Here is a 17,903-nt window from a genome sequence, read left to right as displayed (position 1 = left end):
TATCAGCGAGCCCGCTGCTGACGCAGGAAAACCAGGATCTTTTGCTCGTCTGCGGACTTTGAAGGCCGGGGCAACTGCTTCGGCCAGTGGGTGTCATTCGGGCCGAAGAATTTCTTTTGTTCAGCTTCATCCCACCCGCGAATTTCGCGCGACGCCGACTCCCACCAGCCATGCCGGCACACGTCGTAGTACGGATGCTCTGGCGCCGAACTGCCATACAGCAGGTCGCGACCCACCCTTTTCATGTGCTTGCGCTGATTGCGCAGTTTCCATTTGATACGCAGTCGCTGCCAAGGGGACGGCACCGGCTTGACGCGCGGTACGTCCAGGCATCGCGCGACCAGCGTCGGGTCGAACGTCTCACCGTGCAAATCGAAGAAATGCGCTTGCATGGCGTGGAAAAAGCGCTTGTCGGAGTAGTAATGGTGAACGAACTTCCTGGCCTCGCGCACCGTTTTGCCACGCATTGCAAAGGAAATCGCGACTTGCTCGATGGTGTGGATATCGAACGAATCCTGGGTCCACTCATCAATCAACTGGATCGACGCTTCAAGCAATGGCGTATCACTGGCGCGCACGCCGCACAGGCCACTGTTATAGAGCTTGAAGCTATTACTGGCAGAGATTCCATGTTGATGCAGGTGGCGGCCCAACTTGAGGTAGTCCGGGCGTTTGCAAACATAGCTCCAGTCGTACTCGAACTCGTCCATTACATACTTGCCGGGCTCGATCAGTTCGAACACACGGTGGGGCGACTTGAGGAACAGCGTGTCGGTATCGACGAACAGGGTCTTGTCCGCCAGCGTCAGGCCACGGGCGATTGCACAGGCCTTGCGGCGGTGGGTATAGCCATTCTCGCCCTGCCACAGGGCCAGGGTTTGCTCATCCAGCTCGATGGTTTCAACCGGCCAGCCGATGTAATCCTGCGCACGGTCAGTCATGACCCGGATGCACAACGACTCGCCTGGCTTGAGCTGTGACAAGGCGGTGAGAATACTGAATTTGGCCTCGCGCCGGTAAACATCCTGGTTACCGTAAATAAGGTAGAGCAACTGGTGCGACGTTTTCTCTAAGGGGGGCAGCGCTGACGGCATGACTAGCTCCATGGAACAAGCCACGAACTTTACCGGAATCCACCGATAATTCACCGCTTCCGTCAGATATTTCTGATGGCCAACCGCCCTTATTCACACCGAGAAACAATTCCCCTGGGCTTTTGGCGGCGAGAGAACTGTTCCCATTACGCGCACGTCACCCTCGGCTGTGACCTTTCTCTACGGCAAGATGCCATCACGGCTCCAGCGGTTACTCCGCTACACACTTGTTGCCGCGAAAAACGCGCACCTTTTTAGTGCTAACTATTCTTGCGATGCCCTTTCCTGGATCAGAATCCACGGCGAAACCACCACCGCCCACAGGCTGGGATCACGCTCTACCAGGTCCAATGCCCGCGTCGCAGACACTTCGCCAAGGCTGCCCGCGGCCAGCCAGGCAGCGACTTTATCGCGGTTGTCTTCGGCCATTCCCTCGGCGGCTTCGATCAAATCCAGCCCGGTGTCGACCCACAATAGGGCACCCTTGGCAAAGAACGGCTCAAGCTCCTTCCAGGATATTTCGGCGGTTTCACCGAGCAGCTTGGCATAGAGGGTGCTAGGTTCTTGCGTCATGGGAATTCACCTGAGTAAAAAACGGCGCAATCATAACGTCGTCACTCGTGCAGAAAAACCCAGTTGCAAATGAAGCACCGATAGAAAGTGTCAGAAAAGCCAAGGATTGCCCGAGACTCTGGCATCAACCCGCCGCAATTCTGTCTTTTTCTTTCATTTAAGCGACACACCCGGGTTTTGCCCCCAGCAGCCAGCTTTTCAAGCGATCAACCGGCGCTCTACACTGTACCGGTACAGTTGCCAGGGCACTGCCGGGGGGATATCCGAGATATCCGATCCGGTTCTGCAGCTCACAAGGCCGCTAGAACTATAAAAAATACAACAGTAAGAGTGGAGCACTATGAATAAGGCTACTAAGCAGATTTCCAAACTGTTTGCCACTATGGTCCTGGCTGGGGTTGCCGGCCATTCGTTCGCAGCCGACACCATCAAGATCGGTATTGCTGGTCCTAAAACCGGTCCGGTGACGCAATACGGTGACATGCAATTCATGGGTGCCAAGCAAGCCATTGCCGACATCAACGCCAAGGGCGGCGTCGACGGCAAACTGCTCGAAGCCAAGGAATACGACGACGCTTGCGATCCTAAACAAGCCGTTGCCGTAGCCAACAAAGTGGTCAACGACGGCGTCAAGTTCGTGGTCGGTCACCTTTGCTCCAGCTCCACTCAGCCAGCGTCCGACATTTATGAAGACGAAGGCGTCATCATGATTACCCCGGCTGCTACCAGCCCGGAAATCACTTCCCGTGGCTACAAACTGGTGTTCCGCACCATCGGCCTGGACAGCGCCCAAGGCCCTGCAGCGGGTAACTACATCGCCGACCACGTGAAGCCAAAAGTCGTTGCCGTTATTCACGACAAGCAGCAGTACGGTGAAGGTATCGCCACCGCCGTTAAACAGACCCTCGAGAAAAAAGGCGTGAAAGTTGCCCTCTTCGAAGGCATCAACGCTGGCGACAAAGACTTCGGCTCGCTGATTCAAAAGCTCAAGCAAGCCAACGTCGACTTCGTCTACTACGGCGGCTACCACCCTGAGCTGGGCTTGATCCTGCGCCAAGCCAAGGAAAAAGGCGTGAACGCCAAGTTCATGGGCCCAGAAGGCGTCGGCAACGACTCCATCTCGCAAATCGCCCAGGGCGCTTCCGAAGGCCTGCTGGTTACCCTGCCGAAATCCTTCGACGCCGACCCAGCGAACAAAGCCATCGTCGACGCGCTCGTCGCTGACAAAAAAGACCCAAGCGGCCCATTCGTGTTCCCAGCCTACTCGGCAGTTGAAGTCATCGCCGGCGGTATCGCTGCCGCGAAGAGCGAAGACACCGCCAAAGTGGCTGCAGCCATCCACGCAGGCACTTTCAAGACCCCTACTGGCGACCTGAGCTTCGATGCCAAGGGCGACCTGAAGGACTTCAAATTCGTGGTCTACGAATGGCACTTCGGCAAACCTAAAACCGAAGTTTCCCCTCAGTAAGCCAGGCGTTACTGGTCCAACAAGCCCACTGTGAGAGCAGTGGGCTTTGTTTTACGAGGTTTATGGGCCTGACACCCGCGATCCGGGCGCTGGCTCACCTGAAAATCTTAAAACCGTCACCAGCGGTTCGCTGGCAAACGCTTTGTGCAAATGTGCTCACAGAACACAGCACGGGGCCGGAACATGACTCCACCAGTGAAATGCGTATCGGGTTTTTAGGAGCGCTGTAATGCCTGAGATCTATCATTTTTTCCAAACGCTGGTTAACGGCATGACCGTTGGCAGCACCTATGCCTTGATAGCCATTGGCTACACAATGGTTTACGGCATCATTGGAATGATCAACTTCGCCCATGGCGAGGTGTACATGATTGGTTCCTACGTGGCCTTCATCGCCCTTGCCGGGCTGGCCATGATGGGGATCCACTCCCTGCCGCTGTTGATGACCGCTGCGTTCCTTGCGTCGATCATCGTGACCAGTGCCTATGGCTACAGTATCGAGCGCGTTGCCTACCGTCCCTTGCGTGGCAGCAACCGTTTGATCCCGCTGATTTCCGCCATCGGCATGTCGATTTTCCTGCAGAACACCGTATTGCTGTCCCAGGACTCCAAGGACAAGTCCATTCCCAACCTGATTCCGGGGAGCTTCTCCTTCGGCCCGGGTGGCGCACAAGAAGTGCTGATTTCGTACATGCAGGTCCTGGTCTTCGTCGTCACCCTGGTGGCCATGCTGGGCCTGACCCTGTTCATCTCCCGCTCTCGTCTGGGGCGTGCCTGCCGGGCTTGCGCCGAAGACATCAAGATGGCCAACCTGCTGGGCATCAACACCAACAACATCATCGCCCTGACCTTCGTGATCGGTGCCGCACTGGCTGCCGTCGCGGCGGTGCTGCTGAGCATGCAGTACGGCGTGATCAACCCCAACGCCGGTTTCCTGGTAGGCCTCAAGGCCTTTACCGCGGCGGTCCTGGGCGGCATCGGCAGTATTCCGGGCGCGATGCTCGGTGGCTTGGTGCTGGGTGTGGCCGAAGCGTTCGGCGCCGATATCTTCGGCGACCAATACAAGGACGTCGTAGCGTTCGGTCTCTTGGTTCTGGTGCTGTTGTTCCGTCCGACCGGCATCCTGGGCCGTCCGGAGGTTGAGAAAGTATGAGCAGATATCTTAAATCGGCGTTTTTCAGCGCCTTGCTGGTATGGGCCGTGGCCTTTCCGGTACTCGGCCTCAAGCTGAGCATTGTCGGCATCAACCTGGAAGTGCACGGCACGGGTCCCGTGACCCTGACCGTCATCGCCCTGTGTTCGGTGCTGATGTTCCTGCGCGTGTTGTTCAGCGATCAGTTCAGTGCCTTGCTCAAGAGCAACCGTGGCCCGTTGGTATCGCCCAAGGTCAGCCAATTCCTGACCCTGCCGCGCACCCAGCGCTACATCATCATCGGCTTGATCGTGGCCGCGTTGGTCTGGCCATTCTTTGGTTCGCGCGGCGCCGTCGACATCGCCACCCTGATCCTGATCTACGTGTTGCTGGGCCTGGGCCTGAACATCGTGGTGGGCCTGGCCGGTCTGCTCGACCTGGGTTATGTGGGCTTCTACGCCGTGGGCGCGTACACCTACGCACTGCTGTCGCACTACCTGGGCTGGAGCTTCTGGATCTGCTTGCCGTTGGCGGGCATGGCAGCCGCTACGTTCGGCTTCCTGCTGGGTTTCCCGGTGTTGCGTTTGCGCGGTGACTACCTGGCCATCGTGACCCTGGGCTTCGGTGAAATCATCCGTCTGTTCCTGCGTAACCTGACCGATATCACCGGTGGCCCCAACGGCATCAGCAGCATTCCCAAGCCGACCTTCTTCGGGCTGTCCTTCGACCGCACCGCCGCAGAAGGCATGCAGACCTTCCACGAATACTTCGGGATCGACTACAACCCGGTCAGTAAAGTGGTGTTCCTGTACCTGGTGGCGCTGTTGCTGGCATTGGCCGCCTTGTTCGTGATCAACCGCCTGCTGCGCATGCCGATTGGCCGCGCGTGGGAAGCGCTGCGCGAAGACGAGATCGCGTGCCGGGCCCTGGGCCTGAACCCGACCATCATCAAGCTCTCCGCGTTCACCCTGGGTGCTGCGTTCGCCGGTTTCGCCGGCAGCTTCTTCGCCGCTCGCCAAGGCTTGGTCACCCCGGAGTCGTTCACCTTTATCGAGTCGGCGATCATCCTCGCCATCGTGGTACTGGGTGGCATGGGCTCGCAGTTGGGCGTGATCCTGGCGGCGATCGTGATGATCCTGCTGCCGGAAATGATGCGTGAGTTCAGCGAATACCGCATGTTGATGTTCGGCGCCATGATGGTGCTGATGATGATCTGGCGCCCTCAAGGCCTGCTGCCCATGCAACGTCCACACATGGAGCTGCGCAAATGAGCCGCGAGATCCTGAAAGTCGAAAACTTGAGCATGCGCTTCGGCGGTTTGCTCGCGGTCAATGGCGTGGCCCTTACCGTGAAAGAGAAACAAGTAGTTGCATTGATCGGCCCCAACGGCGCCGGCAAGACCACGGTGTTCAACTGCCTCACCGGTTTCTACAAGCCGAGCGGCGGCAGCATCCTGCTGGACGGCCAACCGATCCAGGGCCTGGCCGGCCACGAGATCGCCCGCAAGGGCGTGGTGCGGACCTTCCAGAACGTGCGGTTGTTCAAAGACATGACGGCGGTCGAGAACCTGCTGATCGCCCAGCACCGTCACCTGAACACCAACTTCTTTGCAGGCCTGTTCAAGACGCCGTCGTTCCGCAAAAGCGAACGCGAGGCCATGGAGTACGCTGCGTACTGGCTGGACAAGGTCAACCTGACCGAATTCGCCAACCGCCCTGCTGGCACCCTGGCCTACGGTCAGCAACGTCGCCTGGAAATCGCCCGCTGCATGATGACCCGCCCGCGGATCCTGATGCTCGACGAACCGGCTGCCGGCCTGAACCCTAAGGAAACCGAAGACCTCAAGGCGCTGATCAGCGTGCTGCGTGAGGAAAACAACGCCACGGTGCTGTTGATCGAGCACGACATGAAACTGGTCATGAGCATTTCCGACCACATCGTGGTGATCAACCAGGGCACGCCGCTGGCCAACGGAACGCCGGAGCAGATCCGCGACAATCCTGAAGTGATCAAAGCCTATTTGGGGGAAGCGTAAAATGCTGCAATTCGAAAACGTTTCCACTTTCTACGGCAAGATCCAGGCCCTGCACAGCGTCAACGTGGAAGTGCGCCAGGGTGAAATCGTCACGCTGATCGGCGCCAACGGTGCGGGTAAATCGACCTTGCTGATGACCCTGTGCGGTTCACCGCAGGCTCACAGCGGCAGCATCCGCTACATGGGTGAAGAGCTGGTTGGGCAACAGTCGTCGCACATCATGCGCAAGAGCATTGCCGTGGTGCCGGAAGGCCGTCGCGTGTTCTCGCGGCTGACCGTGGAAGAGAACCTGGCGATGGGCGGGTTCTTCACCGACAAAGGCGATTACCAGGAGCAGATGGACAAGGTGCTGCACCTGTTCCCTCGGCTCAAGGAACGCTTCAGCCAGCGCGGCGGCACCATGTCCGGTGGCGAGCAGCAAATGCTCGCCATTGGCCGGGCACTGATGAGCAAGCCCAAGTTGTTACTGCTCGACGAACCGTCTCTTGGCCTGGCCCCGATCATCATCCAGCAGATCTTCGACATCATCGAACAGCTGCGCAAGGACGGTGTAACGGTGTTCCTGGTGGAACAGAACGCCAACCAGGCACTGAAAATCGCCGACCGCGCCTATGTGTTGGAAAACGGCCGGGTGGTGATGCAGGGCACGGGTGAGCAATTGCTGACCGATCCGAAGGTGCGTGAGGCGTACCTAGGCGGTTAACTCAAAACATGTGAGAGCTGGCTTGTGTGGGAGCTGGCTTGCCTGCGATAGGATCACCGCGGTGTGACTGACACACCGAGTTGATGCTATCGCAGGCAAGCCAGCTCCCACATTTGCCTTGTGTGATCGTTAGATTTTGCGAAGCCTGAAATTATTTTCGACAGGCTTGTAACAGATTCCTTCCCGTCGTCTCTAGTGGTACAAGCAGGCACTCAAGCCCGCGAACTCAACCCACTGCTGGAGATACACCATGACTACCAAACTGTCCGCCGCCTCCCTCATCCTGGCCCTGGGTTCTGCCCTGAGCCTGTCCACCCTGGCCACCACCGCTCACGCGGCCGATGACATGCAAAAGTGCTTCGGCGTCGCTGAAGCAGGCAAGAACGATTGCGCTGCGGGCGCCGGTACTTCCTGCGCTGGCACCTCGAAAGTCAAAGACCAGGCCAACGCCTGGAAACTGGTTCCGGCCGGCACCTGCGCCAAAACCCCAAGCTCCACCTCGCCGACCGGTTTCGGCCAGGAAGCAGCCTTCACCGCCAAGTCCTGATTGCTAGTCACGCCTGAGTACTGATGATGACCCTTTCATCCCTGCACGCTGTCTCCCAGGCTCAGGCGCCCGCCCTACCGCGTCGGGCCGGGCTGGGGCTCAAGCCCGAGCACTTTATCGAAGTGCTCGACACTTCGCCCGACATCGGTTTTTTTGAAGTGCACGCCGAAAACTACATGGTTGCCGGCGGACCGTTTCATCACTACCTGGGGTTGATCCGCGAACAGTACCCCCTGTCGTTGCACGGCGTGGGCCTGTCCATCGGCGGCGAAGGCCCGTTGTGTCGTGCACACCTAGCACGCCTGGCAACGCTGATCGAACGCTATCAACCCCACTCTTTTTCCGAACACCTGGCCTGGTCGAGCCACGGCCCGGTGTTCCTCAATGACCTGCTGCCCCTGGCCTACGACAGCACTACCCTGCAACGGGTGTGCGAACACGTTGACCAAGTGCAGAGCGCCCTCAAGCGGCCGATGCTGCTGGAGAACCCATCGACCTACCTGCAATTCCAGCGCTCTACCCTGGACGAGACGGACTTCATCAGCGAGATCATCCGTCGCACAGGCTGTGGCTTGCTGCTGGATGTGAACAACGTCTACGTGTCCTGCATCAACCACCAGCGCGATCCGCAGTCCTACGTCGATGCTCTGCCGTTGCACGCAGTGGGTGAGATTCATCTGGCAGGTTTTGCCGAAGACACTGACAGCCTCGGTGACCGCCTGTTGATCGATGACCACGGTGCACCTATCGATAACGCCGTGTGGCAGTTGTACGAAAGGGTACTGGAGCGTGTCGGCCCGATGGCGACATTGATCGAACGCGACAACCAAGTGCCTGCATTCAACGTGCTGCTGGCCGAAGCCCAACACGCCGAATGGCATCTTTCGCAGGTGAGCCCATGAGCTTGCACGACGCCTTTGCCAAGGCCCTGTTGGACCCCGAACTGTCCTGCCCCGACGGTCTGTTCAGCAGCAATGGTGCCGACCCGCAAAGCCGCTTTGCGGTCTATCGCAACAACGTGCATAGCTCATTGATCAATGCATTGGTGACTGCGTACCCCGTGACCTTGCAGCTGGTGGGCGATGAGTTTTTCCGCGCCATGGCCAGCATTTTCGTTCAGGCGCACCCGCCCACCAGCCCGCTGATCAGTCAGTACGGCAGCACGTTTGCCCAGTTCATCCAGGGTTTCGAGCCCGCGGCCAGCGTGCCTTACCTGGCGGACATCGCGCGGCTGGAACGCTTGCGGGTCTGCGCCTATCACGCGGCCGACTGCACGCCGCTGGACCAGCAGGCTGTGCTCCAGGCCCTGCAAGGTCAGGACGACGTGGGCGGGTTACGCCTGCAATTGCACCCTTCGCTGTCTACCCTCGATTCGGCATACGCCGTTGTCGCCGTGTGGGCGGCGCATCAGACCGAAGCCGGCGTTGCCACCCTCAACCCTTGGCATGCCCAGGGTGCGTTGGTGTTGCGCGCAGGCCTTGAGGTCAAGGTGTTCGCCATCGACCAGGGCTCAGTAGTGTTTATCAACTGCCTGGCCCACGGCACGCCATTGGAGAAAGCCATTGAACAAGCCCTGGGGGCTTCCCCCGAATTCGATCTGCACCAATGCCTCACGCTGTTGATCAGCCGCAATGCCATTACCCATTTGCACTTAGAACAAAAGGTATCGACATGAAGACTTCCGCACCGTGCCTGGTGAAACGGGTCATCCAGCTTTTCGAACAAATTCCCTACAGCCTCATCGCCTTTGTCGCGCGCTTCTCCATCGCCGCCGTGTTCTGGAAGTCCGGGCAAACCAAAGTCGAAGGCTTTGCCATCGACCTGATCGGCGGCACGTTCCAGTTGGGCGAACCGCGACTCGCCGCCTCGACCCTGCCGCTGTTTCGCAGCGAATACCATGTACCGCTGCTGTCGCCGGAGGTGGCAGCGCATATGGCGGCGTTTGCCGAGCATTTCTTCCCAGTGCTGATCCTGGTGGGGTTCGCGACACGCTTCTCGGCCCTGGCGCTGGTTGGCATGACGCTGGTGATTCAACTATTTGTCTACCCCGACGCCTACCCTACCCACGGCACCTGGATTGCGTTGTTGCTGCTGTTGGTAGCCAAGGGGCCTGGGTGCCTGTCCATCGATCATCTGATCGCCCGCCGCTACCGCTAAAGCCGGTCGAGGGCTTCGCCGCTGCGCTTGAACCAATCCACCAAGTAATCGGCCAACACTTGGGTTCGACGCGGCAGGCCGCCCTGGTAGGGATGAACCAGGTACATCGGCATGCTCCGCGTCTGATAATCGCGCAGGAGCCAGCGCAAGCGACCGTCAGCCAATTCCGCAGGCAGTACGTAGGACGGCAGGCGGGCAATACCTGCGCCCACCAGCGCGGCCTTTTTCAACAGGTTGTAGTGGTTGGACGCAAAGGTGCCGCTGACCCGAACCCGCAACAGTTCATGCTGCTGGTGGTACAGCCACTCTTCGCGGCCGCTGTAGTGGCTGTTGAGCAGGCAGGTGTGGGCCGCCAGGTCGGCAGGGGTCTGTGGTTCGCCGTGTTGTTCAAGGTAAGCCGGGCTGGCACAGGTCATCTCATGCCAAGCCAATAGAGGCTTGGCGACCAGACGCTCGTTTTCAATCGCGCCTGAACGCACCCCAAGATCAAACCCATCTCGCGCCAGGTCCCGGTAGCTGTTGTTCAGCTCCAGTTCGATCTGCACCTGCGGGTACTGCTTGGAAAACTCCAGCAGCAAGCCATCGAAGAATGTTTCGCCCAACGACACCGGAACCGTCATACGCACGGGACCGGCCAGATCGTCCTTGAGCCGCGCCAATGCCTGACGAGCGCGATCCACTTGCACCACTAACGCCTGGGCCTGGGGCAGCAACGCCGCACCGGCGGCGGTGAGGCTGAGCTTGCGGGTAGTGCGGTGCAGCAGCACCACGGAAAACTGCGCTTCCAGTTGGCTGATACGCTTGGACAATTGGCCTTTGCTGCAGCCCAGTTGTTCAGCCGCCACGGTAAAACTGCCGGCTTCGATCAGCACCGCGAAGGCTGCAAGGTCATCCATCTCGCTCATGGATTGTTTCCATTTGAAAACCAAAGGTTGCCTATTAGCACGTTTATCCGTTCAAAAAGCCACACTAGACTGAACCTTCACTTATCCCCTGGAGGAACAGCACCATGAAAATCCTATTGATTGGCGCCAGCGGTACTGTCGGCTCAGCAGTCAAGGCAGAACTGGCTCAGCGTCACGATGTGATCAGCATCGGCCGCAACAGCGGCGATTTCCAGGTGGATATCAGCGACAGCGCCTCGATCCGCAAGCTGTTCGAGCAGACCGGCAAGTTCGACGCCCTGGTCTGTGCGGCGGGCAGCGTGAACTTCGTGGCGCTCGGTGACATGAGCGAAAGTGACTTTGAACTGGGCCTGCGCGACAAGCTGATGGGCCAGGTCAACCTGCTGTTGATTGGCCGTGAGTACGCCAATGACGGCGCCTCTTTCACCTTCACCAGCGGCATTCTCAACCGAGACCCGATCCGTACCGGCGCTTCGGCCGCACTGGTCAATGGCGCCCTCGACGCATTCGTCAAAGCCGCGGCGATCGAATTGCCACGCGGCCTACGTGTCAACTCCGTAAGCCCTACGGTCCTGGTGGAAGCGATGGGCAGTTACGCGCCGTATTTCCGTGGCTACAAACCCGCGCCTGGCGCCGATGTAGCGCTGGCCTACGCCAAAAGCGTCGAAGGCTTGCAGACCGGTCAGACGTTTATCGTTGACTGAATCTGGCACCCGTAAGAATTGCCTGAAGCTGGCCGGCGGGGTTGTGATGCATCGCCAGCCTGCGTAACGTGGCGGCACTTGTCTGGAGACCCTCTATGCGTGCCGCCCGTACCCTTGCCTTGTTTGCCCTGCTTCCCCTGTTCGCCGCCTGCCAGATGTTCGAGAACGAGCCAGCCAAGCCATCGCTGGTCGGGTTGACTCGCATGCAGGGCGAGCTCACGGCGGTCGGTGGCAAGCTGTTGTTCCAGCCGTGCGACGACAAACGCAACTACGTGGTCAACGATACCGGCGGCACCAACATCCTCCAGGAAGCGGCTTCCTTGGCTGGGCAACAAGGTGCACTGTTTGCCGACCTGCGCGGCAAGTTCTCCGGCGTTGCCAGCGGTACCCAGGGTTCAGTGGACCTGCAGCAGTTGTATCGCGTAGAACGGTCGACCTCGGCCTGCAACGACCCGGACTTCAAGCGCATGATCCTGCGGGCCAACGGCCATAAGCCGGCCTGGGCAATGAATGTCACCGCCAAGGGCATGGTGCTGGAACGTGAAGGCCAGCCGCCATTGGCTGTACCGTATGTAGAAGAACAGATCGGCGACGGCCGCTTCAACCTGATGACCGAAGCCAACAACCAGCACGTCGAACTGTGGGTGGCCCCGCAACGGTGCGTGGACAGCGTCAGCGGCAGCCTGCAACACATGACCGCCGAATTGCGGGTCAACGGCCAGGTGCAGCGTGGCTGCGCGTCGTTCGGCGGCTCCCGCGACGACTGATTACGCCCTGCGCTGTTTTAACATGACGGGAAACCGCCATTGGGGCTTATAATCGCCGGTTTGCAAAACAGCCGGCCTCTTTGTCCGCCGCCTACCGGATCCCGTCATGTTACGAATCACCGAACTCAAGCTGCCCATCGACCATCCCGAAGAAGACCTGCGGCCTGCCATCGTGCAGCGCCTGGGCATCGCCAGTGATGACCTGCTCGATTTCACCCTGTTCAAACGCAGCTACGATGCGCGCAAGAAGTCGTCGGAGCTGTGCTTCATCTACACCATCGACCTGAACGTGAAGGGCGAAGCCGCCTTGCTGCTCAAGTTTGCCGATGACCGCAACGTCAACCCGGCACCGGACGTCAGCTACAAAGTAGTCGGCCAGGCGCCGCAAGGCCTGACAGAGCGCCCCATCGTGGTGGGCTTCGGTCCCTGCGGCATCTTCGCCGGCCTGTTGCTGGCGCAGATGGGCTTCAAGCCGATCATCCTGGAACGCGGCAAGGAAGTACGCCAGCGCACCAAGGACACGTGGGGCCTGTGGCGCAAAAGCGTGCTCAACCCAGAGTCCAACGTGCAGTTCGGTGAAGGCGGCGCCGGGACCTTTTCCGACGGCAAGCTGTACAGCCAGATCAAGGACCCGAAATTCCACGGCCGCAAAGTCCTGCATGAATTTGTGAAAGCGGGCGCGCCGGAAGAAATTCTCTACGTCAGCAAACCGCATATCGGTACCTTCCGCCTGACCGGCGTAGTGGAAAACATGCGCGAGCAAATCATCGCCCTGGGCGGTGAAGTGCGCTTCGAACAACGCGTCACCGACGTGCTGATCGAAGATGGCCAGTTGAACGGCGTGGTGGTCGATGGCGGCGAGCAGATCCTCTCCAAGCACGTGATCCTGGCCTTGGGCCACAGTGCTCGCGATACCTTCCGCATGCTCCACGGCCGTGGCGTGTACATGGAGGCCAAGCCATTCTCGGTGGGTTTCCGTATCGAACACCCGCAATCGCTGATCGACGCGGCGCGCCTGGGCAAATACGCCGGCCACCCGAAACTCGGTGCCGCCGACTACAAACTGGTGCACCACGCCAAGAACGGCCGTTCGGTCTACAGCTTCTGCATGTGCCCGGGCGGCACCGTAGTGGCAGCGACGTCCGAGCCGAACCGCGTGGTCACCAACGGCATGAGCCAATACTCGCGTAACGAGCGCAATGCCAACTCCGGCATCGTGGTCGGCATTACCCCGGAAGTGGATTACCCGGGTGGCCCGCTGGCCGGTATCGAGTTGCAGGAACGCCTGGAGTCCCACGCCTACATCCTCGGTGGCAGCAACTACGAAGCCCCGGCGCAACTGGTGGGGGACTTCATCGCCGGCAAGCCATCCACCGCCATCGGCAGTGTGGAGCCGTCCTACAAGCCTGGCGTGTCATTGGGTGACCTGGCCCTGGCGCTACCCGAATTTGCCATCGAAGCGATCCGTGAAGCGCTGCCGGCATTCGAGAAGCAGATCAAAGGCTACTCGCTGCACGATGCGGTGTTGACCGGTATCGAGACACGTACCTCGTCGCCGCTGCGGATCACCCGCAACGAATCGATGCAGAGCCTGAATGTGAAAGGGCTGTTCCCGGCCGGTGAAGGTGCGGGTTACGCGGGCGGGATTCTGTCGGCAGGTGTGGATGGGATCCGGATTGCCGAGGCGGTGGTGCGGGATATGTTGGGTATTGAGGCCTGACGTAAATACTGCAAACACTGCAGTCCAAATGTGGGAGCGGGATTGCTCGCGAAGGCGTCGTGTCAGTTAAAGATGTTTTGACTGAACCACCGCATTCGCGAGCAAGCCCGCTCCCACATTGGTTTTGTGTTGGGTCAGATATTGGCGCGCAAGATGCTATCCGGCAGCGGCTCGCCGCGCTCTACACTCGCAGCAACCGCGGCGATCAAACCGTCCAGTTCATACCCCTGCGCCGCCAACCAAGCCTGATCGTAATAGGTCGTGGCATACCGCTCTCCCCCATCACACAAGATCGCTACGATCGACCCCGACTCCCCCGCCGCCTTCATCCGCTGCGCCGCCATCAGCGCGCCCACCAGGTTTGTCCCGCTCGAACCACCCACCCGGCGCCCCAACCGCTCGGCCAGGTAATGCATGGCCGCCAGCGATAGCGCATCCGGCACCTTGACCATCGCATCGATCACCGCTGGCAGAAACGATGCCTCGACCCGTGGACGCCCGATGCCTTCGATACGCGAACCACAATCCAGGCGCAGGCTGGCGTCGCCACTCTGGTAGAAATCGAAAAACACCGAGCGTTCGGCATCGGCGCACAACACGCGCGTACGATGCTGGCGATAACGCACGTAACGCCCCAGCGTCGCCGTGGTGCCGCCCGTGCCGGGGCTGGAGATCAACCAACTGGGCTCGGGATGCTGCTCGAAGCGCATCTGTTGGAAGATCGATTCGGCAATGTTGTTGTTCGCCCGCCAGTCGGTCGCGCGTTCGGCGTAGGTGAATTGGTCCATGAAGTGACCACCACTTTCCTGCGCCAGGCGTTCGGATTCGGCATAGATCTGCGTCGGATCCTGTACCAGGTGGCTCTTGCCTCCGTAAAAGGCGATCTGCGCAATCTTTTCCTGGGAGGTGGTGGCCGGCATCACCGCTATAAACGGCAGGCCGAGCAATCGCGCAAAGTACGCCTCGGAAATGGCCGTAGAGCCGCTGGAGGCTTCGATCACCGGTGCACTCGGTTTGAGCCAGCCATTGCACAGCGCATACAGGAACAATGAGCGGGCCAGTCGATGTTTCAGGCTGCCGGTGGGATGGCTGGATTCGTCCTTGAAGTACAACTCGATTCCCGGCAAACCCGGCACTGGCAAAGGGATCAGGTGCGTGTCAGCGCTACGCTGGAAGTCCGCTTCAATGATGCGAATGGCCTCACGGGCCCAGGAACGATGGTCGCTCATGATGAGGATCTCTAAGAGTTTTCAGCACCAATCTTAGGATGTTTCCTACACTCCACACAGATACAGTCATGACTCAATTGGACACACAATTACACGCCTTGAAAACCATGTCGGCGGACCCTCCGCTTATAACAAATAAGAATATAACTTTTGTTTTAACAACTAACGGTACGGGTTAGGGTACCCACCTATTGAACTTTGATTGGAGAGCACCCCTTGCCTCTGCGTAGCACTTTCACCCGTTTCTTCCAGCTGGAAGCCGCCAGCGGTCTGTTGTTGATCGCTGCTGCCGCCCTGGCGTTGATCATCAACAACTCACCGTTGTCGCACCTGTACAGCGCCTTTCTCGATGTGCCGGTCGTTGCACAGATTGGCGCACTGAAAATCGCCAAGCCGGCGTTGCTGTGGATCAACGATGGCCTGATGGCCCTGTTCTTCCTGCTGATTGGCCTGGAGGTCAAGCGCGAGCTGCTCGACGGACAGCTGTCCAAGCCCTCGCAGGTGGTGCTGCCAGGTGCAGCGGCCATCGGCGGCATGGTGGTGCCGGCGCTGGTCTACTGGGCAATCAACAAGGACTTCCCTGCTGCGCTGTCCGGCTGGGCGATCCCCATGGCCACCGACATCGCCTTCGCCCTCGGTGTATTGGCCCTGCTGGGCAAACGCGTGCCGGTGTCGCTGAAGCTGTTCCTGATGACCTTGGCGATCATTGACGACCTGGGTGCGATCATCGTCATTGCCGTGTTCTATTCCAGTGACCTGTCCGGCGCTTCGCTGGCCGGTGCAGGGGCCTGCCTGATCGCGTTGATCGCGATGAATCGATTGGGAGTGATCAAGCTCGGGCCGTACATGATCGTCGGCTTGATCCTGTGGGTGTGCGTTCTCAAGAGCGGCGTGCATGCCACCCTGGCCGGTGTGACCTTGGCGTTCTGCATCCCATTGCGGACCAAGAATGCCGAACCTTCGCCGCTGATGACCCTGGAACACGCCCTGCATCCGTGGGTGGCCTACGGCATCCTGCCGCTGTTTGCGTTCGCCAATGCGGGTGTCTCCCTGACCGGCGTGAGCCTGGAGAGCTTCACCCACCACGTGCCAATGGGTATTGCCGCTGGCCTGTTGATCGGCAAAACCGTCGGCGTGTTCGGCCTCACCTGGCTGGCCATCAAGACCGGCCTGGCTGCCCTGCCAACGGGCGCCAACTGGGGCCAGGTATTTGGCGTGGCGATCCTGTGCGGTATCGGCTTCACCATGAGCCTGTTTGTCGGCTCCCTGGCCTTCGTGCCTGGCGCCAGTGAGTTTGCGGGTGAAGACCGCATGGGGATTCTGACCGGGTCGATTCTGGCCGCAGCCATCGGCTATGGCGTGACGGCATTGGCGAGTCGCAAGAAAGCCTGATCCACCTGATAGACCGCCCACAAAAAACCCCAACCGGTCACCCGGTTGGGGTTTTTATGTTTCTACAACCTGCGCTTAGCGAGTAACGCGGCTGGTACCGTCAACGGTCATGATGCGTACACGGTCACCAATGCGGAAGATTTCATTCTCCTGCACGGCTTGTACGTAGGCACGCATGCTGCCGTCGTCTTCACGCACGGTGATTTCCACGCCCTGGGTGCGGGTCAGGCCTTCTTCGGTAGCCGAACCCAGCAAGCCGCCGGCAACGGCACCGATCACTGCGGTCACGATACTGCCACGACCGCCGCCGATGGCGCTGCCGCCAACGCCGCCGATGACTGCACCCGCAGCGCCGCCGATTGGGGTCTTGGTGCCTTCGATTTTCACCGGACGCAGGGATTCAATGGTACCCATGCGTACGGTCTGGACACGACGCGCTTCATCACGGGAATACGAGTCGCCGGTCAGACTCGAGGCGCAGCCACCCAGCAGCAACGACAGGGTGGTAAAGCAGGCAACCAGTAAAACGGACTTACGCATAGCATCAACTCCAAAGGACAGGGGTTCATTAAACGCTGCAGCTTGGCGCCTGTCACGGCAAGCACGGCAGAAAACTGCTTTCATTCAGCCTTAGTACAGACTGCCAGTACCAGAAAACTCGACCAACGGTATCTCAGCTTTTGTGCCAAGGCGTGTCATGAAGGTTTGCTTATTGTAGCTGCGCAGCCGCTCGCGGCCGAAGCCTCTTGATAGAGACGTCGGCGCGATGGGCAACATTCAGGTGGTACGACGAAAGGTACAGCTCAGGGCGCCAGGCGCTCACGGGACCATTCGGCCCCTTGCAGGCGGTAGTTCAGACGATCATGCAAGCGGCTGGCGCGGCCTTGCCAGAACTCGATACGCTCAGGCAGCAAACGATAGCCGCCCCAATGCTCGGGGCAGTCGGGCTGGGTATCGCTGAAACGCTGCTCGGTGGCCTTGAGCAGTTCCTGCAGTTCCTCACGGTCACGAATGACCTTGCTCTGCGGCGATGCCCACGCCCCCAGGCGACTGCCCAGAGGGCGCACCTGGTAATAAGCGTCCGACTCTTCAGGCGTGACCTTGACCACCCGTCCTTCGATGCGCACCTGGCGCTCCAGCGTCGGCCAGAAGAACGTCATGGCCGCAAACGGCCGCGCCGCAAGCTGTTCGCCCTTGGCACTCTGATAATTGGTGAAGAAGGTAAAGCCCTGCGCATCCAGGCCCTTGAGCAACAGGATGCGACAGTGCGGGCGACCGTCCTGGTCGACCGTAGCCAGGGTCATGGCATTGGCCTCCACCGGTGGCTGCTCGGTTTTCACCGCGTCGCCGAACCACTGGTGGAACAAGGCAAACGGCTCGCTCGGGGCCTGGGCCTCGCTCAAACCATCCCGTGTGTAGTCACGGCGCATATCGGCCAGTGCCTGGGTCATGCAGCTTTATCCTTGTGGTTCAGCGG

Annotated in this window: 19 protein-coding genes; 13 read left to right on the top strand and 6 right to left on the bottom strand. The window is 59.6% G+C overall.

Translation table 11 applies throughout. The annotated features are described in order from the left end of the window. Positions 1-2: 2 nt before the first annotated feature. Together CFE47_RS12710 and CFE47_RS12705 are read right to left on the bottom strand one after the other, a co-directional pair. Positions 3-1,094: a hypothetical protein gene (locus CFE47_RS12710; protein ID WP_286837469.1), complete on the bottom strand. Its 1,092-nt coding sequence runs from the start codon at positions 1,092-1,094 to the stop codon at positions 3-5. Positions 1,095-1,358: 264 nt separating this feature from the next. Further along, complete coding sequence (locus CFE47_RS12705) at positions 1,359-1,667, bottom strand: DUF2288 domain-containing protein (RefSeq protein ID WP_286837467.1); 309 nt, start codon at positions 1,665-1,667, stop codon at positions 1,359-1,361. 340 nt (positions 1,668-2,007) lie between these two features. Between CFE47_RS12705 and CFE47_RS12700 the strand changes: the two genes are divergently transcribed. From CFE47_RS12700 to CFE47_RS12660, 9 genes are all read left to right on the top strand, one after another. Continuing rightward, positions 2,008-3,135 carry a branched-chain amino acid ABC transporter substrate-binding protein gene (locus CFE47_RS12700; protein ID WP_286837465.1) on the top strand — a complete coding sequence of 376 codons (1,128 nt, stop codon included), beginning with the start codon at positions 2,008-2,010 and terminating at the stop codon, positions 3,133-3,135. A gap of 229 nt (positions 3,136-3,364) precedes the next feature. Next, positions 3,365-4,288, top strand: a complete 924-nt coding sequence (gene livH, locus CFE47_RS12695) for a high-affinity branched-chain amino acid ABC transporter permease LivH (RefSeq protein WP_025855194.1) — start codon at positions 3,365-3,367, stop codon at positions 4,286-4,288. Continuing rightward, entirely contained in the window at positions 4,285-5,538 is a 1,254-nt protein-coding gene (locus CFE47_RS12690; RefSeq protein WP_185707281.1) for a high-affinity branched-chain amino acid ABC transporter permease LivM, read from the top strand. Before livH ends, CFE47_RS12690 begins: the two co-directional genes overlap by 4 nt. Beyond that, the gene (livG, locus tag CFE47_RS12685) at positions 5,535-6,302 is read left to right on the top strand and encodes a high-affinity branched-chain amino acid ABC transporter ATP-binding protein LivG (RefSeq protein ID WP_185707283.1); all 768 of its coding nucleotides are present in this window, start codon (positions 5,535-5,537) and stop codon (positions 6,300-6,302) included. Before CFE47_RS12690 ends, livG begins: the two co-directional genes overlap by 4 nt. Position 6,303: 1 nt before the next feature. Beyond that, entirely contained in the window at positions 6,304-7,005 is a 702-nt protein-coding gene (locus CFE47_RS12680; RefSeq protein ID WP_017844798.1) for an ABC transporter ATP-binding protein, read from the top strand. A gap of 250 nt (positions 7,006-7,255) precedes the next feature. Beyond that, on the top strand, positions 7,256-7,552 hold the full coding sequence (locus CFE47_RS12675; protein WP_185707286.1) for a BufA1 family periplasmic bufferin-type metallophore: 297 nt from the start codon (positions 7,256-7,258) through the stop codon (positions 7,550-7,552). Positions 7,553-7,575: 23 nt separating this feature from the next. Further along, the gene (gene bufB, locus CFE47_RS12670; RefSeq protein WP_286837459.1) at positions 7,576-8,454 is read left to right on the top strand and encodes an MNIO family bufferin maturase; all 879 of its coding nucleotides are present in this window, start codon (positions 7,576-7,578) and stop codon (positions 8,452-8,454) included. Further along, positions 8,451-9,227: an HvfC/BufC N-terminal domain-containing protein gene (locus tag CFE47_RS12665; RefSeq protein WP_286837457.1), complete on the top strand. Its 777-nt coding sequence runs from the start codon at positions 8,451-8,453 to the stop codon at positions 9,225-9,227. Before bufB ends, CFE47_RS12665 begins: the two co-directional genes overlap by 4 nt. Next, the gene (locus tag CFE47_RS12660; RefSeq protein WP_286837455.1) at positions 9,224-9,709 is read left to right on the top strand and encodes a DoxX family protein; all 486 of its coding nucleotides are present in this window, start codon (positions 9,224-9,226) and stop codon (positions 9,707-9,709) included. The genes CFE47_RS12665 and CFE47_RS12660 overlap by 4 nt, the downstream gene beginning before the upstream one ends. On the opposite strand, the gene CFE47_RS12655 is transcribed toward CFE47_RS12660, so the two are convergent. Next, complete coding sequence (locus CFE47_RS12655) at positions 9,706-10,614, bottom strand: LysR family transcriptional regulator (protein WP_017735940.1); 909 nt, start codon at positions 10,612-10,614, stop codon at positions 9,706-9,708. The genes CFE47_RS12660 and CFE47_RS12655 overlap by 4 nt on opposite strands. Positions 10,615-10,718: 104 nt before the next feature. Here CFE47_RS12655 and CFE47_RS12650 point away from each other — a divergent pair, with 104 nt between their 5' ends. The 3 genes from CFE47_RS12650 to CFE47_RS12640 all read left to right on the top strand — a co-directional run bounded on the left by CFE47_RS12650 (position 10,719) and on the right by CFE47_RS12640 (position 13,805). After that, positions 10,719-11,318 carry a short chain dehydrogenase gene (locus tag CFE47_RS12650; RefSeq protein WP_286837452.1) on the top strand — a complete coding sequence of 200 codons (600 nt, stop codon included), beginning with the start codon at positions 10,719-10,721 and terminating at the stop codon, positions 11,316-11,318. A gap of 95 nt (positions 11,319-11,413) precedes the next feature. Next, entirely contained in the window at positions 11,414-12,085 is a 672-nt protein-coding gene (locus tag CFE47_RS12645) for a COG3650 family protein (RefSeq protein ID WP_286837450.1), read from the top strand. Positions 12,086-12,191: 106 nt separating this feature from the next. Then, a complete protein-coding gene (locus CFE47_RS12640; RefSeq protein WP_286837449.1) occupies positions 12,192-13,805 on the top strand; it encodes an NAD(P)/FAD-dependent oxidoreductase in 1,614 nt (537 codons plus the stop codon). A gap of 134 nt (positions 13,806-13,939) precedes the next feature. Here the strand turns inward: CFE47_RS12640 and CFE47_RS12635 are convergent, their stop codons facing one another. Then, a complete protein-coding gene (locus CFE47_RS12635) occupies positions 13,940-15,037 on the bottom strand; it encodes a PLP-dependent cysteine synthase family protein (RefSeq protein ID WP_286837627.1) in 1,098 nt (365 codons plus the stop codon). A 213-nt stretch (positions 15,038-15,250) separates the two neighbouring features. Here CFE47_RS12635 and nhaA point away from each other — a divergent pair, with 213 nt between their 5' ends. Beyond that, a complete protein-coding gene (gene nhaA / locus CFE47_RS12630; protein ID WP_286837447.1) occupies positions 15,251-16,426 on the top strand; it encodes a Na+/H+ antiporter NhaA in 1,176 nt (391 codons plus the stop codon). Positions 16,427-16,501: 75 nt separating this feature from the next. Here the strand turns inward: nhaA and CFE47_RS12625 are convergent, their stop codons facing one another. Both CFE47_RS12625 and pdxH read right to left on the bottom strand, forming a co-directional pair. Continuing rightward, on the bottom strand, positions 16,502-16,966 hold the full coding sequence (locus CFE47_RS12625; protein ID WP_003189251.1) for an outer membrane lipoprotein: 465 nt from the start codon (positions 16,964-16,966) through the stop codon (positions 16,502-16,504). A 263-nt stretch (positions 16,967-17,229) separates the two neighbouring features. Then, on the bottom strand, positions 17,230-17,877 hold the full coding sequence (gene pdxH, locus CFE47_RS12620; protein ID WP_286837445.1) for a pyridoxamine 5'-phosphate oxidase: 648 nt from the start codon (positions 17,875-17,877) through the stop codon (positions 17,230-17,232). Positions 17,878-17,903 lie beyond the last annotated feature (26 nt).

It is taken from the genome of Pseudomonas sp. PGPPP1, from assembly GCF_002255865.1.
Lineage (GTDB): Bacteria > Pseudomonadota > Gammaproteobacteria > Pseudomonadales > Pseudomonadaceae > Aquipseudomonas > Aquipseudomonas cremoris.
The sequence above is the reverse complement of the archived record's forward strand: the minus strand, read 5'-3'. Positions and strand labels throughout refer to the sequence as shown.